Origin of the sequence: Bacillus cereus group sp. MYBK14-1 (assembly GCF_051916885.1) — a bacterium.
GTDB classification, from domain to species: Bacteria; Bacillota; Bacilli; order Bacillales; family Bacillaceae_G; genus Bacillus_A; species Bacillus_A cereus.
Genome location: NZ_JBQAHM010000021.1, coordinates 24,046 through 48,446, shown reverse-complemented (window position 1 = coordinate 48,446; position 24,401 = coordinate 24,046). Strand labels below are relative to the sequence as shown.

Here is a 24,401-nt window from a genome sequence, read left to right as displayed (position 1 = left end):
TTCATAAGAGCAAGCTCTTAATCCATTCGCTCGACTTGCATGTATTAGGCACGCCGCCAGCGTTCATCCTGAGCCAGGATCAAACTCTCCAATAAAGTTAGTTTGTCTAGCGTCTAAAATAAAAATTGACGTTTCACGTTGTTTGTTTCGTTCAGTTTTCAAAGAACTACTTCATCGCTCGGAAGCGACTTTATCAATATAACATTTCGTTATATTTTCGTCAACAACTTTTTTTCAATAAGTTGTTTTTCGTTTGTTTTGTTTGTTACCTTTCGTGGCAACGAATATAAATATACCAGTTTGATTATTAAAATGCAATAGTTTTTCTAATAAAATTTTTAACTTAGTAAAAAAGTATAAAAACAGCACATTTCTTCTATATAAATATAATTTCTCGCACTATCAAGACTTACTATACCCACGCAACTCATGCTCAAATAAAAAAAGCTTTGGAGAAATCTCCAAAGCTTAGTCTTGTTTATGGCGCATAGCAGGGAATAATAATACATCACGAATAGATGGTGCATTTGTTAATAACATAACTAGACGATCAATACCGATTCCTAATCCACCCGTAGGAGGCATACCGTACTCAAGAGCTTCAATATAATCGTCATCCATCATATGAGCTTCATCATTACCTTGTTCGCGCTCTTTTAATTGCGCTTCAAAACGTTCTTTTTGATCGATTGGATCATTTAACTCAGTGAATGCATTTGCATGTTCACGCGCAACGATAAATAATTCGAAACGATCTGTAAATCTTGGATCTTCATCATTCTTTTTCGCAAGCGGTGAGATTTCTACCGGATGACCGTAAATAAATGTTGGTTGGATTAATTTATCTTCTACTTTTTGTTCGAAGAATTCATTTATAATATGACCAACTTCCATTGTATCTTTAATTTCTACATTATGTTCTTTTGCAAGCTCACGCGCTTCTTCTACACTCATCGGATTCCAGAAATCAGCTCCAGAGTATTGCTTAATCGCATCTACCATATGAAGACGTGTCCATTCTGGTTCTAGATTAATTTCATAATCACCATACTGGATTGTTGTTGTACCCAGTACTTTTTTCGCGATATGAGCAACCATATCTTCTGTTAACTTCATAATATCTTTATAATCAGCGTATGCTTCATATAATTCAATCATCGTAAACTCAGGGTTATGACGAGTTGATACACCCTCATTACGGAATACACGGCCGATCTCATATACTTTTTCCAAACCACCCACAATAAGACGCTTTAAATGTAGCTCAATTGCGATACGCATATATAATTCCATATCTAACGCATTATGATGTGTAGTGAAAGGACGCGCAGAAGCTCCACCTGCAATTGCATGCATCATAGGTGTTTCCACTTCAAGATAACCGTTGTCATCTAGGTATCTTCTCATCTCACGAATGATTTTACTACGAGTAACGAACGTTTCACGACTTTCCATACTTGTAATTAAGTCTAAGTAACGTTGACGGTAGCGTTGTTCAACATCTTTTAATCCATGGTATTTATCTGGTAATGGACGAAGAGATTTCGTTAATAGCGTAAAGCCTGTTGCTTTTACTGAAAGTTCTCCAACATTTGTTTTGAACACTTTACCTTCAATACCTACTAAATCACCTAAATCTGCTGTTTTAAATAATTCGTACTCGTCATCTCCAACAGCATCTTTACGAACATAAATTTGAACTTGTCCATGTAAATCTTGAACGTGTGCAAATCCAGCTTTCCCTTTTCCGCGTTTTGTCATAATACGACCAGCGATAGAAACAGCGATTTCCTTCTCCTCTAATTCTTCCTTAGAGAACTCTCCATATAGACTCACTAAATCAGTTGTTGAATTTGTGCGTTCAAATCTTTTACCGAACGGGTCAATTCCTTGTTCACGTAAATTATGTAGCTTTTCACGACGAACAATCAATTGGTCGTTTAATTCTTCGTGGTTCATGTTATCCATGATATTGATATCACTCCAGCTCTATTTAATTTTACAATATATACAGTATAGCATTTTCTACTCAACTAGAAAAACTGCCAGCAACTAACTGGCAGCTCTTCTTTCTTTCACGTAATTATAGGAAGTGTATAGAAGAATGTCAATCTCCTATGTCCATTATTAACCAACGTAAATTGTTTGTTGTTTCGCTTCCACTTCTTCTACAAATGTACCTAACACATTCGCAAGGTCTTCCCGTGTGTTACAAGCATTAATACCATTACGTACACTCGCATTACCACGAACACCTTTTAAATACCAAGCTGCATGTTTTCTCATCTCTCTTACAGCGACACTTTCGTTCTTTAAGTCAATAAGACGATCTAGATGTAACATACATACATCAATTTTCTCGCGCACTGTTGGTTCCGGCATTAATTCACCTGTCTCCAAATACTTTACCGTACGATAAATCATCCACGGATCTCCAAGAGCCGCACGACCAATCATAACACCATCTACACCAATTTCATCAAGCATACGCTTTGCATCTTGCGGCGTTGCGACATCACCATTTCCGATAACCGGGATATTTACAGATTGTTTTACTTGTTTAATAATATCCCAATCCGCTTTTCCTTCATACATTTGCACTCGTGTACGTCCGTGAACCGCCACAGCTTGGCCACCAGCACGCTCAACAGCCCTAGCATTTTCTATTGCGAAAATATGTTCTTCATCCCAACCGATACGCATTTTAACTGTAACCGGCTTTTCTACAGCATCTACAACCGCTGCTACCATTTCATATATTTTATTCGGATCTAAAAGCCACCTTGCCCCCGCATCACATTTAACGATTTTCGGCACTGGACAACCCATATTAATATCAATTATGTCTGCTGTCGTATATTTATCTACATATTTCGCAGCATCTACAAGAGTTTCTTTCTCTCCACCAAAAATTTGTAAACTTAATGGCTTTTCTCTCTCGTCGATATATAACATATCTAATGTTCTTTTATTATTAAGTAATATTGCCTTATCACTTACCATTTCAGCACAAACTAAGCCGGCACCAAATTCTTTTACTGTTAAACGGAATGCAGAGTTACACACTCCCGCCATCGGTGCTAGTACAACCGGATTTTTCATCTCGATATTTGCAATCTTTAACAATCAACCTACTCCTTCCTGTACAATCACTTTGGCATTAATTCCTCTATCGAAACATTTAATGCCTTAGCAACTTCTACTACAAAATCTTGAGAAGGCGATCTATTCCCTCTCTCAACCTCACCTAAAACAGATACAGATACCCCTAGTTCTTTAGCAAAACCTTCTTGTGTATAGCCTTTTAACTTTCGAAAAGCACGAATGCGTCTTCCCCATTTTTCTGCTTCCATACCGTTACTCCCTCTCGCCTTTTCATTTCTTCTACTTGTGAACGTGAAATGTTTTGTTTTATGTCTTGATTAATCTCTAACAACGGAACGATAACAAAAGCTCTTTCAAACATCCGCGGATGCGGAACAATAAGATTCTCTGCTTCAATATTCTCTTGATTATAAAGTAAAATGTCAAGGTCGATAGTCCTCGGCCCCCACCTAATTTCCCTTTTTCTTCCTAGGTCATTTTCTACTTTTTGTGTTACTTTCAATAACTCTTGTGGTGATAAATTGGTAGAAATTTTTATAACTAAATTTAAAAAGCAACTTTGGTCAGTATAGCCAACTGGCTCAGTTTCATATACAGATGAAATATCATCAACCTGAATATAAGGATTTTTATTTAAAAACTGAATCGCTTCAGTTAGATACGTATAACGCTCTCCAATATTTGACCCTAATGCAATGTAAGCTATATTGTTCATGGACGTTCTCTCGTAATTTCTACTGCTACAGCACGATAATGACCCGGTATCGGTGGATCCGGCTTAATTACCTTAATTGTACAGCGTGAAATACTTTCATATTGTTTTAATATATCTGCAGCAATATTTTCAGCGATACTCTCCACAAGCTTATACTTTCTATCCTCAACAACTTTTCTACATAATTCGAAAAGCTCTCCATAATTGACCGAATGCTCTAAGTCATCACTTTCCCCTGCACGCTTTAAATCCAACTCCACCGTTAAGTCAACTTTAAATCTCTGACCTAATTTATTCTCCTCTGGGAACACACCATGATAACCATAAAACTCCATATCATGGATATAAATTTTATCCAATTACCTTACCCCCTTACCAATCATCGCATCCATCATTTTAGCCATACGCGCCATTTCTTTCACATCATGGACACGAACAAACTCACAGCCCTTTTCAATACCAAGACAAACGGTAGCTCCTGTTCCCTCAAGGCGTTCCTCCACTGGCAAATCTAATACGTGCCCAATAAAGGACTTTCTCGAAGTACCTAAGAGAACTGGATAACCTAGCACATTTAACTGTTCTAAATTACGCATCGCCTCTAAGTTCTGCTCAGGTGTTTTAGCAAAACCGATACCTGGATCTAAAATAATATTCTCATCTGGCACACCAGCATTTTTAGCAATTTTAATACTGTCATACAAATCAGCAATCATATCCGCCATTAAATTACGATAATTCATATTATCGCGGTTATGCATTAAAATGATGGGTACATCATAATGAGCTGCGACTTCAGCAATTTTTGGCTCCGCCTTCGCTCCCCAAATATCATTAATAATATGAGCACCAGCCTCAATTGCTTGCTTTGCAACTTCAGCTTTATATGTATCGATAGATATAGGCAATTTTACTTCTTTTGAAACTGCTTGAATCATCGGGACAACTCGCTTTATTTCTTCTTCTACTGATACTTTAGCAAAACCTGGGCGAGTAGATTCGCCACCAATATCAATAATATGAGCACCTTGACCTTGCATTTCTTTTGCGTGACGTACCGCAGCATCTACCTCGTTGTAACTCCCACCATCAGAAAACGAATCTGGTGTTACATTTAAAATCCCCATAATTAATGTTTTTTCATTTAAATTCAATGTATATTCGCCGCAGCGCAAATCATAATCCCACTTCAAACTACACATCTCCTCTTCGTAATTCATTTCTGCTCCATAATTTCTCTCTTTGCATTCCATAAAGGTACATTAAACTTTTTGTAACCACTCCTACTTTACCCGGGAAATCCTGCGCTTCTATACGATAAAGCGGAACAATTTCTTGAATGGAGTTTGTTACGAAGACTTCATCCGCTGAAAGTAGCTCATCTTTTGTAAAGAAACCTTCCTTTACTTCTATATTTAATTCTTCAGCACTCTTTATAATAAACGCACGAGTGATACCATTTAAAATCCCTGTCTCTAACGAAGGTGTATATAAAACATCACCTTTCACAAAAAACAGATTCGAAACAATGCCCTCTGCAACATAACCTGCTTCAGTGAGGAAAATACCTTCCTTACTCACAACATTTCCAATTTCACGCTTCCCTAAAATATTATTTAAATAGTGATGAGACTTCAGGCGAAATGTCCCTTCCGGTGTATTTCGCACTTGTTTTAGAATAACACCTTCTTTTTCCACTACATCCCCTGGAGCTGTTAAAGGTTTTATAAAAACAATAACAGAAGGCTCTTCATACATTTCCGTTTGTAATCCTATTTCATCTATACCCGCCGATACATTAAAACGTACATATGCATGCTTCAATTCATTCTTAGCGAGTAAATCTTTCAAAATAAGCATCACATCATTTTTTGTCATTGTCCATTTAATTTGCAATGTATCCAGCGCCTCTATTAAACGGTTATAATGATCATCCAATAAGAAAGGATGACCATTATAAATACGAAACGTTTCAAAAACTCCAAGACCATATAAATAACCATGATCATAAGGAGAAATTCTCGCTTCACTTGCTTCTACATACTGACCATTTACGTAAATTAACATAATGTCGCACTTGGACTGTATTTACGAATGAAATTCTGCAACAGCTCTTTCCCATGAGAAGTCATAATAGATTCTGGATGGAATTGCACACCCTCTATCGGTAATGTCTTATGACGAAGTGCCATAATTTCCCCTTCCTCTGTCCAAGATGTTACCTCTAAGCAATCGGGTAACGTCTCTTTCTTAACAATAAGGGAATGATAGCGCGTCGCAGTAAACGGATTAGGAATATCCGAAAAAATCGTCTTTCCATCATGATGCATAAGCGACGTTTTTCCATGCATTAATCGGTCTGCACGGACAACCTCTCCACCAAACACTTGTGCAATGGATTGATGCCCTAGACAAACACCAAAAATCGGAATCTTTCCAGCAAAGTATTTAATAACTTCCATACTAATCCCAGCTTCATTAGGACTGCACGGACCTGGAGAAATCATTAGAAAATCTGGTTTCATATTCTCAATATCTGAAATAGTCACTTCATCGTTACGTTTAACAACGAGCTCTTGTCCAAGTTCTCCAAGAAACTGCACTAAATTAAATGTAAAAGAATCATAATTATCAATCATTAATATCATTTCTCTCACCTAACCGTTTCTTCACTACGTTCTTTTGCACGCCATAAAGCAATCGCCTTTTTTAACGACTCTTTATATTCATTTTCCGGATTTGAATCAATTACAATTCCCGCCCCTGCTTGTACATGAGCTTTTCCATCTTTAGCAAGAAGTGTTCTAATTACAATATTCAATTCTGTATCTCCAGAATAACCAATCCAACCGATTGAACCTGTATAAATCCCTCTTCGAACAGGTTCTAATTCCTCAATAATTTCCATCGTACGTATTTTTGGGGCACCAGTAATTGTTCCCCCAGGGAATACAGCCTTCACTAAATCAAAAGCATCTTTATCTTCTTCCACCTCACCACGCACATTAGAAACAATATGCATAACATGTGAGTATTTCTCAATTACCATAAATTCATCTACTTCTACAGTGCCATATTTACAAACACGTCCTAAATCATTTCTTTCTAAATCCACAAGCATTACATGCTCTGCTCTTTCTTTTTCGTTCTCAATTAATTCTCTTGCTAATTCTTCATCCTCTTGCTCATCCGCGCCTCTAGATCTCGTTCCAGCAATTGGTCTTGTACTTACTTCAGTTCCTTGTTTCTTAATTAACAACTCTGGCGATCCACTAACGATTTGAAAATCCCCAAGCTCCAGGTAACCCATATATGGAGATGGATTAATTTCACGAAGACTTGTATAAATTTCTAGTGGGTGTGTCTGTAACGTTCTTTCTTGTCTCGTCGACAAGTTTACTTGGAACACATCACCCGCTCCAATATATTCTTGAATACATTCAACTGCCTTCATAAAGCCAGCTTCAGTAAAAGCAACTGCTTCACTTTTCTTTTCAGGACTTTCAAAGGGCACGGTCACTTCAGGCGCTTCTGTCATCCAAAGACTCTTCCACTCATTTAGCCGTTCTTTCGCCTCTTCATATTTATCTACATAATGCGTAATAACCCATAACACTTGTTCTTTTTGATCATAGACAAATACGTCATCAAATAATAAAAAGAAGATGTCAGGTATATCAATATCATCTTCCGCAAGAGAAGGCAGCTTTTCAATATAACGGATACAGTCATAACTGAAATAGCCAATTGCACCACCTTGAAAAGGCGGATACTCTGGGTTATAGTCCGTCTTCCATTGTTCCATATATTCTTGCATTAAATCTAACGGATTCCCTCGTTTTATTGTTTCCTTACCACTTTCACTTATATGTAACGTTTCACCCTTCCCTCGGATTACCGCTACTGGGTTCAGCCCTACAATGTTATAACGACCGCCACGGCCGCTTTCTAACAAAATATGTTGCGATTTACCCTGAGAAAGAAATTTATATTGCTTAAAGAAATCTAACTGATATGGAATAGAAAGCGCTAAAGATTTTCTTCGTTGCATATCAACACCCCGTCTTCTTTTATCCCACCCTCTTAGATAAACCAGCTCAAACTACATAAGTTATTTATATAGAGATTGATTATACTCGAAGGCTAGTGAAAATAATTTAATTATACTACCTCTTATTTTACATGAAGTTTTCTAGTCATTCACTCTTTTCCTATTTCCAATCCCAAAAGAAAAAGCACCCTTTTTCAAGGATGCTTTTTCAATCGCGTTTAATTAGGATTCAAATTGATAAAGTGGTGTACTTAAATAACGTTCACCGTTACTCGGGATAATAACAAGTACCTTTTTCCCTTTACCTAACTTTTTCGCAACCTCTGTTGCTGCATAAATAACTGCGCCTGAAGAGATACCAACTAAAATACCTTCCTCTTTAGCCACTCTTCTCGCATATTCAAATGCTTGCTCTGTTTTCACTTGAATAATTTCATCATATACTTCTACATCCAACGTCTCCGGAACAAATCCCGCCCCAATTCCTTGGATTTTATGTGGACCTGGCTTCCCACCAGATAATACTGGTGAATCTGCAGGTTCTACTGCATAAATTTTAATATCTTTATACGCTTCCTTCAGTACTTCACCAGCACCAGTAATCGTTCCACCTGTACCAATACCTGCAATAAACGCATCTAATTGGTCGCCCATTTGTTCAATAATTTCTGGACCTGTTGTTAAACGGTGAATTTCTGGATTCGATTGGTTTTTGAACTGTTGTGGTATAAAGTAGCCATGTTCTTTTGCTAATTCAGTCGCTTTACGAATTGCTCCACCCATTCCTTCAGGCCCTGGAGTCAATACTAATTCCGCACCGTAAGCACGTAATAAATTACGACGCTCAATACTCATTGTTTCTGGCATTACTAAGATTGCATTATATCCTTTAGCAGCCGCTACCATCGCTAAACCAATTCCTGTGTTACCACTTGTCGGCTCAATGATTGTATCGCCCTCTTTTAATAATCCCTTTTTTTCAGCATCTTCAATCATAGCTAATGCGATACGATCTTTAACACTACTCCCCGGATTCATAAATTCTAATTTTAAGTATATATCTGCGCTGTCTGATTCTACGATGCGGTTCAACTTAACGATCGGCGTTTTCCCGATTAATTCTGAAACTGATTGTGCCACTCGCATTCCTGTCACTCCTAACACCGAGTATTTTTATTGGTTTTATCTATATTTAGATTTTGTCAGAAAATTCCCTGTTTGTCAATTCATTTGGAGGATTGCTCCTCTTAATTCCCTTATTACAAATTCTCGATTAAATTTGTAATATCTTCTTTAGAGAACTTGTATCGTTCATTACAGAAATGACAGTGAACTTCTGTCTCTTCCTCTTCTTCACGAACTTGCTCTAACTCTGTTTTACCTAAACTAATTAATACACTCTCAATACGCTCGCGTGAGCATGTGCAATTAAATTGAACATCCATTGTTTCTAATACTTTTACTTTATCTTCTCCAAGAACTGCATATAGTAGCTCTTCCGGAGAAAGACCTTGTTCAATCAACGTTGATACAGGTGGAATCTTTTGTAAACGGTCTTCAATAAATGAAATCGTTTCATCTTGCGCACCCGGCATAATTTGAAGGATGAATCCACCTGCCGCTAATATGCTATCATCTCCATTTACAAGAACACCAACACCTACAGAAGAAGGCGTTTGTTCAGAAACTGCAAAATAATACGTAAAGTCTTCTCCTAATTCTCCTGAAACGATTGGAGATTGACCAATAAACGGCTCACGCATTCCAATATCTTTAATTACAGTTACAAACCCCTCTGTACCTACCGCTTGATATACACGTAACTTCCCTTGTTCTGTTCCTTCAAAATCAACATGCGGATTCGTTACATAACCACGTACATCTCCATTTGCATGAGCATCTACTAAGATAGGGCCAATTGGACCGTTACCTTCTACCTTAATCGTTAACTTTTGCTCACCCTTTAACATTGCGCCCATCATTGTACCCGCAGTCAAAGAACGCCCTAGTGCCGCTGAAGCTGTTCTCCATGTATCATGACGTCTTTGCGCCTCACTTACTGTATTTGTTGTACGTACACTATACGCACGCACTTCTCCATCAAATGCTAACGCTTTTACTAAATAATCTTTCATACGTATTTATTCACCTTTCTCATGCTGTAAATTTGCATTACGTTCATATAACATATACAAACCTTTTAACGTTAAAAACGGATCTACAATATCAATTACATTCGATTCTTCGGAAATTAATTTTGCCAATCCACCTGTTGCAATAACTTTAGGTTCTTGTCTAGCTTCTTCTTTCATACGCTTAACAATACCTTCCACTTGTCCAACATAACCATAAAGAATACCAGATTGCATAGCACTTACTGTATTTTTCCCAACAACACTGCTTGGTTTTGTAATTTCGATACGAGGAAGTTTTGCTGCTCTGCTATATAAAGCCTCTGCTGAAATCATAATTCCTGGCGTAATAACTCCACCCATATAATGTTTTTCTTCGTTAATATAACAATATGTAGTAGCCGTACCAAAATCAACAATAATGAGCGGACTTCCATATAAGTGGATTCCTGCTACTGCATTTACAATTCGGTCTGCGCCTACTTCACGCGGATTTTCATATTTAATATTTAGTCCTGTTTTTATCCCAGGCCCTACTACAAGCGGTTTAATTTTAAAATATTTTTCACACATGCGCTCTAAAGCAAACATAATTGGTGGTACGACTGAAGACACAATAATACCTTTCACATCTTCAAACGAAAGACCCTCATGCTCAAGCAATTGCTTTACAAGCATTCCATATTCATCTTCTGTCTTATGACGATCTGTTTCCATGCGCCAATGCTGACGAAGTTCCCCCTCTTCAAACACACCTAGTACAGCATTTGTGTTCCCTACATCCAATACAAAAATCATATTCTCACCACTTATCTTATTTAATCTATATTTGTGCAGTATGTATAAAACTTATAAAAACATCATATCACACATACTTATATAATCAGCTTTCCTATCCTCATCATTTTACAAAAAGATTGCTCTCTATTTCAATTTTTAATACTAGTTTTACTTAAATTACTTTATCCACTAAGTTCTCAATAGTAATTAACAAAGATTTTAACAAACAAAAAAGGAGTGACGATAGTCACTCCTTCACTTCTTACTTATCTTCTTTATCTTCATCGTCTTTCTTCATGTTGATGTTTACTTTCACATCATCTGAAGATGTTGGACGTTCTGGCAATCTGCCGTAATCACATAAATGATTGATTTGCTCTGCATCTAACGTTTCTACTTCAAGTAACGTTTGTGCGATAATATCTAGTTTATCACGGTTTTCAGTAAGAATTTGTTTTGCACGAGCATAACATTCTTTCATAATTGATTGCATTTCCATATCGATTTCATGTGCAATCGCATCACTATAGTTTTGTTCTGAGTGGAAGTCTCTTCCTAAGAACACTTGACCACCTTGCGAGCTACCAAATTGCATCGGTCCAAGTTTGTCACTCATACCAAATTCCGTAACCATACGTCTTGCAATACCAGTCGCACGTTGGAAGTCATTATGAGCACCTGTACTCACTTCACCAAATACAATCTCCTCAGCTACTCGGCCACCAAGTAAACCAGTGATTTTATCAAGTAACTCTGGTTTCGTCATGAAGTAACGATCTTCTTTCGGAAGCATTACCGCATATCCACCAGCCTGACCACGAGGGACAATTGTTACTTTATGAACGACATCTGCTTCATCAAGAACAACACCAATTACAGTATGACCTGCTTCATGGAAAGCAACGATATTACGTTCTTTTTCAGAGATAACACGACTTTTCTTAGCTGGACCTGCAATAACACGATCCGTCGCTTCATCGATATCACTCATATCAATTTTCTTCTTATCTTGACGTGCAGCTACTAAAGCAGCTTCGTTTAATAAGTTTTCAAGATCCGCACCAGAGAATCCTGGTGTACGAGTCGCAATTGCTCTTAAATTAATATGCTCATCAAGTGGTTTATTACGCGCATGTACTTTCAGTACAGCTTCACGGCCATTTACATCTGGACGATCTACTGTAATTTGACGGTCAAAACGACCTGGACGTAATAACGCTGGGTCAAGAATGTCTGGACGGTTTGTCGCAGCAACGATAATAATACCTTCGTTTGCACCGAATCCATCCATTTCAACAAGTAATTGGTTCAATGTTTGCTCACGCTCATCATGACCACCACCAAGACCTGCGCCACGTTGACGACCTACTGCATCAATTTCATCAATGAAAATGATACAAGGAGCATTTTTCTTTGCATTTTCAAATAAATCACGTACACGTGATGCACCGACACCGACAAACATCTCTACGAAGTCAGAACCACTGATAGAGAAGAATGGAACGCCAGCCTCACCTGCAACAGCACGTGCTAATAAAGTTTTACCTGTACCTGGAGGTCCAACTAATAGGACACCCTTTGGAATACGAGCACCAACTTCAGAGAACTTACGAGGGTCTTTCAAGAATTCAACTACCTCAACAAGTTCTTGTTTCTCTTCATCCGCACCAGCAACATCTCTGAAACGAACTTTTTTCTTTTCATCATTATATAACTTCGCCTTACTTTTCCCGAAGTTCATAACACGGCTACCGCCGCCTTGAGCTTGGTTTAATAAGAAGAAGAATAAAATGAAGATGATGACAAATGGAATGATTGAAGTAAAGAATGTTACCCAAGCACTTGTTTCTTCTGCTGGTTGATACTTAACTTCGGCACCTTTCGCTTTATCATTAATTTTCTTTTGTAATTCCTCAGTATTTGGTGCATAAGTAACAAATTGTTCTCCTTGGCTAGAGTTATTAAATTGTCCTTTTACCTCAAATACACCATTTTTCGGTTGAAGTTGCACATTACGCACTTCACCGCTTTCTAGTTTAGTAATGAATTTGTCGTAGCTAACTGATGTCGTTTTTTGTGTCGAACCATTAAAATAGCTCACGATTCCAATTACTACTAAGAATATCAGTAAATAAAAGATGGTATTACGGAAGATACGATTCATTCCTAACCTCCTCTCACGGCATAAACACTATAGTAAATCGTAACATAGAAAAACTTTCCTATACAATTGTGAAGCCTATATTTAATTAATTTGAGTAAACGCTTGGTTTTAATACGCCTACATAAGGAAGATTACGGTATTGCTCTTTATAATCTAATCCATATCCTACTACAAATTCATGTGGAACAGTAAATCCAACATAATCCGCTTTCAGATCAACCTTACGGCCTGTTGGCTTATCTAATAATGTAACAATTTTTACAGACTTCGCTTTACGATATTTGAATAAGTCTACTAAGTAGCTTAGTGTAAGACCACTATCAATAATATCTTCGACGATTAAAATATCGCGACCTTCTACAGAAGTATCAAGATCTTTTAAAATTTTCACTTCGCCTGTTGAAACTGTAGAGTGACCGTAACTAGATACAGCCATAAAATCCATTTCAAGATATGTATCTGTTCTCTTTAATAAATCTGCCATGAATGGCATTGCGCCTTTTAATACACCAATTGCAAGAGGTACTGTGTTTTTATAATCCTCTGCAATAATTGCACCTAGTTCGCGCACCTTTTCTTGTATTTGCTCTTCAGAAATTAATACTTTTTCGATATCTTGATTCATCATTTCATTATCCTCCCGGAAGACTCCTTGCTTTTGTAGTGAATAATCATATATTTATCCTTCTTTGCCATCTCTTTCGAAATTGCAAATGCAGATCGTTTCAACAAGGGTACCCAAATAATAGTCCCACTTGCATCACAAACGACCGGCCATTCTTCTCTTTTTTCTTTCGGTACTTTCGCTTCGATAAAAATAGCTTTTATCTTTTTCGTGCCATTCATACCTTGTATTGACATGCGATCTCCATTTTCTCTAGAACGAATACGAAGTGGATATGATATATCATTATACTTAGCAACAAATACTGTTTCATTCATGTTACTTGGTATATCTTCGCTCACCTCTGTTACAAATTCATCCCCGTTCAATAGCGTAATGGTCCCGGGTACTAATAAATCTTGTGAAAAAGGAGAGACAATTTCTTGTTTAAATCTAAAGCTACACTCCTCGTATGAACGAACAATTTTCAAATCACCCGGAAAATCAAGTGAACCTGAAGGTTGTGTCCGCTTAAAAAACTCAATCAACTTGTCAATATGTATAGAAGAAAGAGAAGATGGAATCTTATATTCATAAAGATAGTTTAATATTAGTTGAATCCCTCTTCTTTGTAAAGGCATAGACATGGATTCAAAGGCAGGAATTGATAAGCTAATTTGTTTATCACTTTTTTTTGTAATTACTTTATTCATTTTCTCAAAAGCTAATTCCTGCAAATAAGCCTCATCCTCTTGCATCTGCACGCTAAATTTTTGGAATTTCTCATGCATTTGTGGATTTTCTTCTTTCAAATGAGGAAGGACATATTTACGTAATCGATTCCTTGTATATACTTCCTTTTTATTACTCGGATCTATACGTGGCATTAAATTTAGCTTATTACAGTAATCAACAATTTCTTCCTTCGTTACGCCAAGTAACGGCCTAATTAAATATCCATTATGAAAAGGACGCTTCACTGCAATTCCTGCATATCCTTTCGGAGTACTCCCTCTTACAAGACGCATTAAAATTGTCTCGACTTGATCATCTCCATGATGTCCAAGAGCAACATATCTCGCATCATATTTCTTCATTATTCTTTCCAAAAATGCATATCTGCATTCTCTCGCAGCAACCTGTGCATTCATTCCGTATTGCTGTTGATATTGTGATACATTAATCCTTATCGTTTCACAAATAATTCCCAGTTCTTCACAAAGGCCCTGCACAAACTGTAAATCCTCATAAGATTCATCACCTCTAAACATATGATCCACATGAGCAACTACAATTTTCAACTGTTTTTCCGCTCTTTTTTCTAATAAATAATATAAAAGCGCTAACGAGTCAGGACCACCAGAAACTCCCACAACAATTGTTGAATCATTCTTTAATACATCATGCTGCTTTACAAAGTCATCTACTTTTTCAACAAATGTATCTTTCAACTTCGCAATCACCTTTCATTAAACAAGAACAGCAACCTTAGTCACCTTGTCTACAATGGTACAACTTTTACAAACATTGTGCAAAAAAAAGATATACAAAAATTACATTTTTATCTTACATCCTCCGTGTATATTCACAAAATTAATAACATTACCTTTTCCCACAAAAAAACCTAGGTATTCACCTAGGTTTTTAAAATCAAATTATAGATAAACATTCCACTTACATTTTACTGCGCTTGCATTCCTACAATCGGAATCGTAGCCCACTTCGGCATATTTTTCTTCACTTTTGCCACTACAATAGTCATATCATCATTTATATAACCATCACAAGAGCGAATCACTTCTTCCATAATGATATCAGCAATTTCTTGCGGGTCTTCGGTTTGCAATTCTTTAATTTTTCGTTTCATCCACAATTCATGATTCTCCACATGCTGTGCTCCTTCAAAAATCCCATCACTCATCATAATAAGAATATCGCCCGTTTTTAATTGTTCACCCACCACATCAACTTCAACATCTTCGATGATTCCCATCGGCAAATTACTTGCTTCAATTTTCAAAATATTATTTGCGCGTTTAACAAAACTCGGCGTTGATCCAATCTTTAAAAACCTTGCACTCGCATCCCGCAAATCTACCATAGCTAAATCTAATGTCGTAAACATTTCTTCTGTCGTTCTCAAAGAAAGAATTGAATTGATAGACTTAATTGCTATTTCTTCATCAATGCCTGATTGGAGTATTTTTTGTAATAATTTCACCGTTTCCTTACTTTCCATATGAGCTCTTTGCCCATTACCCATACCATCACTAATCGCAAGTGCATATTTACCAACACTTAAATCCATCATCGCATAAGAGTCACCCGAAACAAATCCACCGCCTTTTGCAGCTGTAGCCAATCCTGTATCAAGAGAATACGTCTTCGCCGAACCAAATGATATTAAACTATGGCCATTTGGATAAGAAGACTTTTCTTCATGTTTAACGACAATATTTTCTTTAAGGATATCTGAAAGCATCGGTGCAACTAACTTTTCACACTCACCATGTTCATTAGATGCAACTGGAATTAACATTTCAATATCAATACTTCCTCTATCTAAACAATAAATATCAACATGCTCTACTTCGACACCAAAATCTCGGAACGCTTGCATAATCTGTTCTTCCTGCACTTGATGATTTTCACGCTCTCGTTGTATCTCCTTAGCAAAATCCTCCATAACCTTTGATACACCTAATAGTTGCTCCGCTACTATTCTACGATTTTCCTTCATTTGTTTTCGTAATTTTTGTCCCTCATAGAAGTGATCTAATTCACCGGCTACTAAATCCGTCACTTTTTTCCCTCTCACACAATGCTTGTCCCACTCACGAACTAATTTACGATTATGTTGCAGGGTTCCTCCTTCCGTTTCATTCATTATTTGTTTCATATAATCGTACGTTTTATCAAAATTCACTACCCAGCATTGATCCTTTTTAAAGCATGTTTGACATGTTTTCGCAGTAATTGTACTCAAAAACAAATCTGCTTCTGTCTCTTTATCTTCTTCCTCTACATACCCATATACAGAAAAGCTATTAGATAAAGCAGCAAATACATTTGCAAATTGGTTGATTTTATTTGCTGTAACATCACGCATCCTTCTTAAATATTGTTGTTGATCTTGCGAATGCTCTTGTGTACCTGGCATAAATTTAGCAATACGATCCAAAACAAGCTTCGGTGTTAATAAGAAGATAACAATCGCTACACCTGACTCAATTAAAGTTGTTACAATATTTGTCTGTTTGTCTACATATAATGTAATTAAGCTTGTCCCAATTAATAAACCTAAACTAACACCTAAACGCTTTCCTTCTTTTAACAATCCACCAAGCAATCCAGAAAAAGCAAGAAGGCTAAGCTGAGACAAGCTAGACACATTTGCTAAACTTAATATTAGTCCTGTTACAACCCCCACTGTAGACCCTGTGGCAGCACCCGCAATAAATGCAAATACTAGCACTAAATACCTTGTAAAAATATGTTGAATAGAAGCATCATATACAAACCAATCTGTTGTACCCGTTAAAACAGATGCTAGTAATATAATCAAACAAACAATTTCTTCCGTCTCTAATGCCTGTTGTTTTCCTTTCCTTTCCACTAAAAGTGGGACACTTTGTAAAAATATCATAGTTAATACAAAACTAAGCCCAGCCTCAATGGTACTAACGAGTAAATCGTACATGGTGACAGTTTGTTGTGCAAAATATACAACAACTAAGTGTGCGGTTAATGCGGAGATAAATACTTGAAATGGAACAAGTCCAACAGTTTTACGTGTAAATCGACTAAAGAAGATATTATAAATGAAGAAGGTAAAGATAGATGCAAAGGTAAAAAACAAATTATCTATCGATACTGAAAGAGCTCCTCCCATTAGAGCTAAAAATGCTAGCGGCATCTTATCCCGCTTCATAACATAAACAGCAGCAAAAAATGGCAGTGCAAACGGTAAAATATTTGTTAATATATATGCTCGTCCCAAAAGAAAACCAATAACAACAATAATAAATCCCCATCTAAAGAAAACTTGCTCAAATTTTATTCGCAACTTACTCGTCCACTTTATTCCATCAAGCTGACTCTCATTCATTGCCAATGCACTTGTATTCATAGTATTCCTTCCTGCTTTAGGCATATTTTTAACACCACCTGCATAGTTTAATTACTGTCATTATAAAAGATGATTGTTGGTTTTTTTGTCAAAACAACAGTTTTCACTTTTATAATCGTTCGACTTTTTATTCGAAATAACTCTACAGATATACAGGGTATGTAAGTTATTTTCGAGATTTTAATTAAACATTCAGAAAATATAGGGTGATTTTGTAGAAGTGTTGTATATCTTAATTTATTTAACAAAAAAAGATCATGCAAATTTGCATGATCTTTTTAGATGACCCGTACGGGATTCGAACCCGTGTTACCGCCGTGAAAGGGCGGTGTCTTAACCACTTGACCAACGGGCCGTTAAATTAAATATAGCGGCGGAGGGGATCGAACCCCCGACCTCACGGGTATGAACCGTACGCTCTAGCCAGCTGAGCTACACCGCCATGTCGTCTTATTTAACGGACAATTAGTATCTTACATCAGATACTAATTAAAGTCAACACATCTCAAAAACTTTTTTGAAAATATTTTTTACATATAAAAAAGCACCCTGAGACATTACTCTGGGTACCTCTCTATATGTTAAAAACTAAACGTCCTTATTATCCGCGACGCGCGCCACGGCCACCACGTTTAGACTCTGTGTTACGCTTTAAAGAAGTTAAACGATCTTCGCTATCTTTTAAGAAGCGTGCCATCTTTTGCTCAAATGTTTCTTTCGGAGCTCGGTCGTTACCGCCACCGCGATTATCTCTGTTGAAAGAGCGATTATTACGTTGTGGACGTCCAGAACGTTGTTGATCACCACCGCGTTGGTATTCACCACGTGGACGATCTCCTTCTGTTTTTTCACGTTCTTTCGCTTTTTTGATAGATAAACCAATCTTTCCATCTTTTTCAACATTAATAACTTTTACTTCTACTTGGTCGCCCACTTTTAAGTGATCGTTAATATCTTTTACATAGTTATCAGCAACTTCACTAATATGAACAAGACCCGTTAAGCCCTCTGGCAGCTCCACAAAAGCCCCAAAATTTGTAATACCTGTTACTTTACCCTGTAACTTGCTGCCTACCTCGATTGACATAAAAAAAATGCTCCTCCTTAGTGGTTAAAAAGTCAAATTTTACTTTATTATATATAATCCTAAAATATAGTGTCAATAAGACATACTCTACTTAGAAACAGGAAAAATTATCTCCCCTTTACCAGAGAAGAAATAATCCCTTCTAGCAATCTTTAATACGTACTCTTCATCATTTAACTTTTGAACTTCGTCTTTTAGACTTTTTTCTTTATTCGTTAATGAATCCAGTTCTTTTTTCATGTCCTTAACTTTTGCTTCTTTTGCTTTAATGGAACTGTTTTGTTGATAAAACGTTACACTAATACTCGCAATAATTGTAAAAGTAAAGACAAGAAAAACCGCTAAACGGCGATAAAGTCGCTTCCTGTTCTCATCCGTTTGTATTATATGCTCTTTAACAGGATTTGGACTCTGTTTTTCGATTGTTCTTTGTCTCAGTTCCCTCATTTCCGAGGTCCCCCTAACTTCTTTTTTATATGCTCCCATAGTTGGAAGATATGTCCCTTCAATTTTGCTATATATTGCAGGAACCCTATATGTTTCACTATAAAAAGTTTAACACGATTAGGGAGAAGTTTCCATATGAGCGAAGCAATAAATCGAACAGGCCAGAAAAAAACTTTCCATATGAAAAGTAATATCCAAATCACCATTTTCCATAACACATGTCCAATTGAAAGCAGTATACGAAATAAGAATAATATAAATGCAATAAATAGCTGCGCTATAATAATAACAGGTTTTATCATGAGTAGCTGTATAATTCGAACAAAAAAATATGTTGTTTGCATAAAAATATAGATGAGAAAATTTAACAGCTTCATGTATAGTGCCTTCAATAAGCTTTGATATGCCGCAAAACCACATAATAATGCCAAAAACACATATATACGTAGCTCAGCTTCATTTACGAGAAGCAATACATAAAAGACGAATAATGCTTGGACAATCCAAAATAATATATCATGTATAAATACAAGCCAACGTTTACGTTCTTGGCGCTTTAAAAAACGTTGATATGTATCTAAAGACGCTCCAATCCAAGCACCCATCCCAATCATTGAAAGCATTGTATACAACTGAATTGTTAAGCTCATTTAAACAACTTACTAAAGAAACCTTTAGTTTTTTCCCCTTGATTTTCATCAATATACAGCATCTCATTAACTTTCCCTTTAATCGACACAATACCTTTTTCCACATCTAAATTTTTCATTTGTAAATTTTGACCACGAATCGTTAAAAAACCCATTACGGTCTCTAGTAAAAACTCTTCGCTATCAAAACTCTCTACCTGCTTCACACCGGTAATATCGATTATACGCCTGCCACGCATAATAATGTCATGCTCTACAGAAACATTTTGTTGATTAGAAGACGTAGGTGAGTAACCATTATTCACGTAAATCCCCCCATAGGTTTTTACTAGCTAATAGTAATGTATGAGGGGATACATGATTTTAGAACAAGCCTTCTTCCGCTTTTACTTTTTCTTCACGAACTAAGCTATACATATTTGCTGCATCTTCTTTTTTAGTTGTTTCTTTTAATTCATTTATTTTCACAGTCACTATTTTTTGACCAAAACGAATTGTTAATTCATCAGCTACTTTCACATCAGAACTCGCTTTTGCCACTTGACCATTAATAGATATTCTTCCTTGATCAGCTACTTCTTTCGCTAATGTTCTTCTTTTAATTAAACGTGATACTTTTAAAAACTTATCTAGACGCATATCAAATCCCCCTATTAACGCTCTGTTTGTTTCGCTTCTTCCCATAAAACATCTAACTGTTCTAATGATAAATCTTTCATCTCTTTATTCATTTCAGCTACTTTTGCCTCCATGTATAAAAAACGACCAGTAAATTTCTCATTAGTTGAACGTAACGCCTCTTCTGGATCTATTTTGTAATGACGAGCTATATTAACAAATGCAAATAGTAAATCACCAAACTCACCCAGCATCTTTTCCTCATCCATATTTGTAACCTCTTGTTGGAACTCTTGCCATTCTTCCAAAGCTTTCTCTATCATCGGTTGCACATCAACCCAATCAAATCCAACCTTACCAGCTTTCTTCTGAATTTCATAGGCGCGTAGTAACTGCGGCAAACTTTTTGGAACGCCATTTAAAACAGATTCTTTCACGAATCCTTTTTCTTGTTTTTTAATTTCTTCCCAATTTGCAATCACTTCATCAGCGCTGTTTACATCCGTATTTCCAAACACATGCGGATGGCGACGAACCATTTTCTCAGATAGAGTTCGAATGATATCATCTATAGAGAACCAACCTTCATCTTCTCCGATTTGAGCATGAAGCATAACTTGTAATAATATATCACCTAATTCTTCTACTAAGTGATCATCATCCTCTTCATCGATTGCTTCCAACACTTCATAAGCTTCCTCAATTAAATATTTCTTTAATGATTGATGTGTTTGCTTTTTATCCCACGGACAACCATTTGGACCACGAAGTTCCGCAATAATTTCTCTAAGAACATCAAACTGTTGATACAAGGACGCACGCTCCTGAACTGGCGGCACGTACACACTCGTTAAATTATTCAATTCCGTTTCATGATCTAACATGTACAACGGTACCTTCTTTACTTGTTCAAATGAAGTTCCTGCAGCTGTTACGATATACACTTCATAATCATCTGGTAACATCTCCATTAATGTTAATTTCACATCAGATGCAACGAATGCATCATATACTTGGCAAAAGATTAAATGTTGACGCAGTTCTAATTGCCCTCTTTCAAATGATGTAGCATCAAGTAATTGGAATCCTTCAATCGGATCAATCTTTAGACTTGCAAACATAGGATCAAGGAAACTTTGTCCACCCTCAATTCGCACTTCAACATTTGAAACTTCTCCTTTTTCTAACAGTAGCTGAACTGTTCTTTCTGCTACAAGTGGATGCCCGGGAACAGCATAGATAATTTCTGTACCTTCAGCTTGTTCTAGCAATTTATTCGCAATTGTTTCATATACAATTTCAAACGTATCATGCGCTTCATATACAGCATCAAAAGACGTATATTGTACGCCTTCTTTCTCCAATTCTTCTATAACTGGATGTTCCTTCGTTCTAACAAACAGATGGTCTGCTTCTTTTATTTTTCGATATACACCCATCGTTAGCTGATCTAATTCACCAGCTCCTAAACCTAAAATAGTAATGATTCCACTCACAACCAGTCACCTCTATCCACTCTTCTTCAATGAACCTTCTTTTTTCTCTTGTTTCATAACGGTTCCTAATTCTTTTTTTGTAAATACACGTAATTTCAAAATAAAAAACATATATGTCAATCCGCCGATGGCTACACCTAACAACGCTTCAAGCGTCGCGCTTCCTCTATGTTCCGTATTAATTACTAATCCAGACATCTGTAACACACGTGTGAACATCATTAATACAAACCCCATACAGATACCACTAATTACTATCCCTAACATATTTCGCTTATTGATAAGTGACCCTGATACAGCTCTCGTAAGCAACAAACTATTTAATCCAGAGATTATAATTAACGCACATAAAGTCGCAAAAGCTGCACCTTTCACACCAAAATAAGGCATGAATATATAATTTAACGCTAACTTTAAGCAACCTCCAAATACAACAAATAACGCTGGCTTAAACGTTTGCCCTAATCCTTGTAAAATAGAAGCTGTCGTAATTGACAATGAACTAAATAAAATAGATAACGATAAAATAGATAAAACATCTGATCCATCACTGTTTTCAAACAACATAATATTGGTAGGTTGAATAATACAAGTTAGTCCAATAGCTGCTGCAAGTCCAATAACAAATGTTATTTTCATTGCTAACTTTACCTTTTCTTGAATAAAGGAAAGATCTCCTCTTTCCTTCGCCGCTGTAATAATCGGAATAAGTGACAACGAGAAAGAAGTCGTCACAACAGTACCTAATTGCATTAGCGGAATACTTCTATCATAAACACCCTTTAATACCTTTGCATTTTCAGCCTGTTCTCCCGCACCAATAAGTAAGCTGTAAAAGGACACTGAATCAGCCATCTGTATAAAAATAAGCACTAAATTACTAACACAAATCGCTAACCCCTGCCAAAAAAGGATTTTAACTATCTTCCTTTTACCCTTAATTCTCGCTGCACTTTTGAAGAATATAGAACGAAAATCTTGACGCATATACAATATAAGTACAATAATCCCAATAAGTCCACCCGCAATTGAGCCTAACATAGCCCCTGCACCAACTGTATATAAATCAAATCCGTGAGCAATTAGGAATAGCGATAAAAATACAATAATAGAAACTCGAATTGTTTGTTCTATTACTTGCGAAACAGCCGTTGGCATCATATTATTGAATCCTTGAAAATACCCTCTTGCTACAGACAAAAATGGCATCAATAAGAATGAAAATGAAATAACACGTAGTAACTTATCTAAGTGTATATCGCCCATAGCTACCGCAATTGTTTCGGCCCCAAAAAACAATGTAAAGAAGCCTATAAAACCAATCCCTAATAAGAACCAAAAAGATACACAAATAATTTCTTCTGCTTCTTTTTGTTTTCCCCGCTCTAGTCGTTCTGCAACCATTTTCGAAATGATAACAGGAAATCCATAAGTAGCTAAAATTAAACAAAATCCATAAAACGGGTAAATTTGTTGGTAAATATAAAACCCAATATCCCCCGCTATATTTTGATATGGAATACGGTAAAAAGCGCTTAATACTTTTGTAACGAAACTTGCAATCGTTAATATAATAGCCCCACGCCAAAAGGCTTGATACTTCTTCGCTTCCATACAAGAAAACTCCTTTTTCTATTCTCACCTCTCGTATTATATCATAAAGAAAAGAACAAACTCCCTTACCAACACGGGTAATAATGAGTTCCTAAATGTTAAAAATATTCAACGAAAAAAGGTAGCAAAGTGCTACCTTCATTCAATATACATATATCTCCAAATAATTGATTTCTCAAAAAGAAAGATCATAATTAGGAAAGATTGCTACTTCTAAAATCAATATACCCTTACTGTTCCATTTGTTTCGCTAAGAAACTGGCAGCAGTATTAACCGCTTTATGCTCGATCTCGCTTATAATGGCTTCTTTTGAAAAAATAATGACGGCTCCAATCGGATCTCCGTTTGCAACAATCGGTCCAACTGTATAAGAATGAACCTTTTCTGTTACACCATCAATAATGGAAATATCACTTTCATCCGTCATAATAACAGACTTTCGTTCTTCCATCGTTTTTTCAATTAGATCGCCAACACTTTTATTTAAGTATTCTTTTTTCGATACGCCTGATACTGCGATGATAGAATCTCGATCACACACAAGCACATTATGTCCTAAGCTGTCATATAAAGCATCAGCATATTCTTTTGCAAAATCACCTAGCTCACTAATTGGAGAATATTTCTTTAAAATTACCTCTCCATCGCGATCAACAAATATTTCTAGTGGGTCTCCTTCTCGAATACGTAAAGTTCTACGAATTTCCTTCGGGATTACTACCCTGCCTAAATCATCAATTCGACGTACGATTCCAGTTGCTTTCATTCTAATGCTGCCTCACTTTCTACTGATGATCAAAGTGGTGAA

General features: G+C 36.5%; 24 protein-coding genes, 2 tRNA genes and 1 rRNA gene. All 27 read right to left on the bottom strand.

Features of this window, described 5'->3' with window-relative positions:
- A 16S ribosomal RNA gene (locus tag ACTFR3_RS28125) occupies window positions 1-95 on the bottom strand; the annotation flags it as partial.
- Between the two features lie 373 nt (window positions 96-468).
- A complete protein-coding gene (lysS, locus tag ACTFR3_RS28120; protein ID WP_000369668.1) occupies window positions 469-1,968 on the bottom strand; it encodes a lysine--tRNA ligase in 1,500 nt (499 codons plus the stop codon).
- Window positions 1,969-2,127: 159 nt separating this feature from the next.
- Window positions 2,128-3,126, bottom strand: coding sequence for a tRNA dihydrouridine synthase DusB (gene dusB / locus ACTFR3_RS28115; protein ID WP_000912251.1), 999 nt, complete (start codon window positions 3,124-3,126; stop codon window positions 2,128-2,130).
- Window positions 3,127-3,149: 23 nt separating this feature from the next.
- Window positions 3,150-3,353, bottom strand: a complete 204-nt coding sequence (locus ACTFR3_RS28110) for a helix-turn-helix domain-containing protein (RefSeq protein ID WP_000387031.1) — start codon at window positions 3,351-3,353, stop codon at window positions 3,150-3,152.
- Window positions 3,305-3,820, bottom strand: coding sequence for a 2-amino-4-hydroxy-6-hydroxymethyldihydropteridine diphosphokinase (folK, locus tag ACTFR3_RS28105; RefSeq protein WP_001059450.1), 516 nt, complete (start codon window positions 3,818-3,820; stop codon window positions 3,305-3,307). The genes ACTFR3_RS28110 and folK overlap by 49 nt, the downstream gene beginning before the upstream one ends.
- Window positions 3,817-4,179, bottom strand: a complete 363-nt coding sequence (gene folB, locus ACTFR3_RS28100; RefSeq protein ID WP_000358062.1) for a dihydroneopterin aldolase — start codon at window positions 4,177-4,179, stop codon at window positions 3,817-3,819. Before folB ends, folK begins: the two co-directional genes overlap by 4 nt.
- Window positions 4,180-5,040, bottom strand: coding sequence for a dihydropteroate synthase (gene folP / locus ACTFR3_RS28095; RefSeq protein WP_002164656.1), 861 nt, complete (start codon window positions 5,038-5,040; stop codon window positions 4,180-4,182). It abuts the gene before it with no gap.
- Window positions 5,015-5,887 (bottom strand): aminodeoxychorismate lyase, encoded by an 873-nt coding sequence (gene pabC, locus ACTFR3_RS28090; RefSeq protein ID WP_000909884.1) that lies wholly within the window; start codon window positions 5,885-5,887, stop codon window positions 5,015-5,017. The genes folP and pabC overlap by 26 nt, the downstream gene beginning before the upstream one ends.
- A complete protein-coding gene (pabA, locus tag ACTFR3_RS28085; RefSeq protein WP_000602293.1) occupies window positions 5,881-6,468 on the bottom strand; it encodes an aminodeoxychorismate/anthranilate synthase component II in 588 nt (195 codons plus the stop codon). Before pabA ends, pabC begins: the two co-directional genes overlap by 7 nt.
- A 5-nt stretch (window positions 6,469-6,473) precedes the next feature.
- Entirely contained in the window at window positions 6,474-7,871 is a 1,398-nt protein-coding gene (pabB, locus tag ACTFR3_RS28080) for an aminodeoxychorismate synthase component I (protein WP_001189728.1), read from the bottom strand.
- A gap of 222 nt (window positions 7,872-8,093) precedes the next feature.
- Window positions 8,094-9,017, bottom strand: coding sequence for a cysteine synthase A (cysK, locus tag ACTFR3_RS28075; RefSeq protein ID WP_001261712.1), 924 nt, complete (start codon window positions 9,015-9,017; stop codon window positions 8,094-8,096).
- 113 nt (window positions 9,018-9,130) lie between these two features.
- The gene (gene hslO, locus ACTFR3_RS28070; protein ID WP_000656372.1) at window positions 9,131-10,006 is read right to left on the bottom strand and encodes a redox-regulated molecular chaperone HslO; all 876 of its coding nucleotides are present in this window, start codon (window positions 10,004-10,006) and stop codon (window positions 9,131-9,133) included.
- Between the two features lie 6 nt (window positions 10,007-10,012).
- Window positions 10,013-10,801, bottom strand: a complete 789-nt coding sequence (locus tag ACTFR3_RS28065; RefSeq protein WP_000578368.1) for a type III pantothenate kinase — start codon at window positions 10,799-10,801, stop codon at window positions 10,013-10,015.
- Window positions 10,802-11,045: 244 nt separating this feature from the next.
- Window positions 11,046-12,947, bottom strand: coding sequence for an ATP-dependent zinc metalloprotease FtsH (gene ftsH, locus ACTFR3_RS28060; RefSeq protein WP_001079674.1), 1,902 nt, complete (start codon window positions 12,945-12,947; stop codon window positions 11,046-11,048).
- Window positions 12,948-13,032: 85 nt separating this feature from the next.
- Complete coding sequence (gene hpt, locus ACTFR3_RS28055) at window positions 13,033-13,575, bottom strand: hypoxanthine phosphoribosyltransferase (protein ID WP_000981842.1); 543 nt, start codon at window positions 13,573-13,575, stop codon at window positions 13,033-13,035.
- Window positions 13,572-15,002: a tRNA lysidine(34) synthetase TilS gene (gene tilS, locus ACTFR3_RS28050; RefSeq protein WP_100651293.1), complete on the bottom strand. Its 1,431-nt coding sequence runs from the start codon at window positions 15,000-15,002 to the stop codon at window positions 13,572-13,574. Before tilS ends, hpt begins: the two co-directional genes overlap by 4 nt.
- A gap of 230 nt (window positions 15,003-15,232) precedes the next feature.
- Window positions 15,233-17,704: a stage II sporulation protein E gene (gene spoIIE, locus ACTFR3_RS28045; protein WP_001123540.1), complete on the bottom strand. Its 2,472-nt coding sequence runs from the start codon at window positions 17,702-17,704 to the stop codon at window positions 15,233-15,235.
- Between the two features lie 259 nt (window positions 17,705-17,963).
- Window positions 17,964-18,035: transfer RNA gene (locus ACTFR3_RS28040), tRNA-Glu, on the bottom strand.
- 13 nt (window positions 18,036-18,048) lie between these two features.
- A tRNA-Met gene (locus ACTFR3_RS28035) sits at window positions 18,049-18,122 on the bottom strand.
- 159 nt (window positions 18,123-18,281) lie between these two features.
- Window positions 18,282-18,767, bottom strand: coding sequence for a S1 domain-containing RNA-binding protein (locus tag ACTFR3_RS28030; RefSeq protein ID WP_000021451.1), 486 nt, complete (start codon window positions 18,765-18,767; stop codon window positions 18,282-18,284).
- A gap of 87 nt (window positions 18,768-18,854) precedes the next feature.
- On the bottom strand, window positions 18,855-19,214 hold the full coding sequence (gene divIC, locus ACTFR3_RS28025) for a cell division protein DivIC (RefSeq protein WP_001208739.1): 360 nt from the start codon (window positions 19,212-19,214) through the stop codon (window positions 18,855-18,857).
- Window positions 19,211-19,864 (bottom strand): spore cortex biosynthesis protein YabQ, encoded by a 654-nt coding sequence (gene yabQ / locus ACTFR3_RS28020; RefSeq protein ID WP_000059772.1) that lies wholly within the window; start codon window positions 19,862-19,864, stop codon window positions 19,211-19,213. The genes divIC and yabQ overlap by 4 nt, the downstream gene beginning before the upstream one ends.
- A complete protein-coding gene (gene yabP / locus ACTFR3_RS28015; protein ID WP_001059104.1) occupies window positions 19,861-20,169 on the bottom strand; it encodes a sporulation protein YabP in 309 nt (102 codons plus the stop codon). The genes yabQ and yabP overlap by 4 nt, the downstream gene beginning before the upstream one ends.
- Window positions 20,170-20,227: 58 nt before the next feature.
- On the bottom strand, window positions 20,228-20,503 hold the full coding sequence (locus tag ACTFR3_RS28010) for an RNA-binding S4 domain-containing protein (RefSeq protein ID WP_001234876.1): 276 nt from the start codon (window positions 20,501-20,503) through the stop codon (window positions 20,228-20,230).
- A gap of 14 nt (window positions 20,504-20,517) precedes the next feature.
- On the bottom strand, window positions 20,518-21,978 hold the full coding sequence (gene mazG / locus ACTFR3_RS28005; protein ID WP_000014239.1) for a nucleoside triphosphate pyrophosphohydrolase: 1,461 nt from the start codon (window positions 21,976-21,978) through the stop codon (window positions 20,518-20,520).
- A 12-nt stretch (window positions 21,979-21,990) separates the two neighbouring features.
- A complete protein-coding gene (locus ACTFR3_RS28000; RefSeq protein WP_000387586.1) occupies window positions 21,991-23,592 on the bottom strand; it encodes a putative polysaccharide biosynthesis protein in 1,602 nt (533 codons plus the stop codon).
- Window positions 23,593-23,822: 230 nt separating this feature from the next.
- Entirely contained in the window at window positions 23,823-24,359 is a 537-nt protein-coding gene (spoVT, locus tag ACTFR3_RS27995) for a stage V sporulation protein T (protein ID WP_000648302.1), read from the bottom strand.
- Window positions 24,360-24,401: the final 42 nt, after the last annotated feature.

What these genes read in the sequence shown, in the direction of transcription:
- divIC (WP_001208739.1), bottom strand. Translation starts at nt 19,214, where the DNA reads ATGAGGGAACTGAGACAAAGAACAATCGAAAAACAGAGTCCAAATCCT.
- ACTFR3_RS28065 (WP_000578368.1), bottom strand. Translation starts at nt 10,801, where the DNA reads ATGATTTTTGTATTGGATGTAGGGAACACAAATGCTGTACTAGGTGTG.
- spoIIE (WP_001123540.1), bottom strand. Translation starts at nt 17,704, where the DNA reads ATGCCTAAAGCAGGAAGGAATACTATGAATACAAGTGCATTGGCAATG.
- ACTFR3_RS28030 (WP_000021451.1), bottom strand. Translation starts at nt 18,767, where the DNA reads ATGTCAATCGAGGTAGGCAGCAAGTTACAGGGTAAAGTAACAGGTATT.
- folP (WP_002164656.1), bottom strand. Translation starts at nt 5,040, where the DNA reads ATGAATTACGAAGAGGAGATGTGTAGTTTGAAGTGGGATTATGATTTG.
- pabC (WP_000909884.1), bottom strand. Translation starts at nt 5,887, where the DNA reads ATGTTAATTTACGTAAATGGTCAGTATGTAGAAGCAAGTGAAGCGAGA.
- lysS (WP_000369668.1), bottom strand. Translation starts at nt 1,968, where the DNA reads ATGGATAACATGAACCACGAAGAATTAAACGACCAATTGATTGTTCGT.
- spoVT (WP_000648302.1), bottom strand. Translation starts at nt 24,359, where the DNA reads ATGAAAGCAACTGGAATCGTACGTCGAATTGATGATTTAGGCAGGGTA.
- hslO (WP_000656372.1), bottom strand. Translation starts at nt 10,006, where the DNA reads ATGAAAGATTATTTAGTAAAAGCGTTAGCATTTGATGGAGAAGTGCGT.
- ACTFR3_RS28000 (WP_000387586.1), bottom strand. Translation starts at nt 23,592, where the DNA reads ATGGAAGCGAAGAAGTATCAAGCCTTTTGGCGTGGGGCTATTATATTA.
- hpt (WP_000981842.1), bottom strand. Translation starts at nt 13,575, where the DNA reads ATGATGAATCAAGATATCGAAAAAGTATTAATTTCTGAAGAGCAAATA.
- ACTFR3_RS28110 (WP_000387031.1), bottom strand. Translation starts at nt 3,353, where the DNA reads ATGGAAGCAGAAAAATGGGGAAGACGCATTCGTGCTTTTCGAAAGTTA.
- yabQ (WP_000059772.1), bottom strand. Translation starts at nt 19,864, where the DNA reads ATGAGCTTAACAATTCAGTTGTATACAATGCTTTCAATGATTGGGATG.
- ftsH (WP_001079674.1), bottom strand. Translation starts at nt 12,947, where the DNA reads ATGAATCGTATCTTCCGTAATACCATCTTTTATTTACTGATATTCTTA.
- ACTFR3_RS28010 (WP_001234876.1), bottom strand. Translation starts at nt 20,503, where the DNA reads ATGCGTCTAGATAAGTTTTTAAAAGTATCACGTTTAATTAAAAGAAGA.
- folK (WP_001059450.1), bottom strand. Translation starts at nt 3,820, where the DNA reads ATGAACAATATAGCTTACATTGCATTAGGGTCAAATATTGGAGAGCGT.
- pabA (WP_000602293.1), bottom strand. Translation starts at nt 6,468, where the DNA reads ATGATATTAATGATTGATAATTATGATTCTTTTACATTTAATTTAGTG.
- cysK (WP_001261712.1), bottom strand. Translation starts at nt 9,017, where the DNA reads ATGCGAGTGGCACAATCAGTTTCAGAATTAATCGGGAAAACGCCGATC.
- pabB (WP_001189728.1), bottom strand. Translation starts at nt 7,871, where the DNA reads ATGCAACGAAGAAAATCTTTAGCGCTTTCTATTCCATATCAGTTAGAT.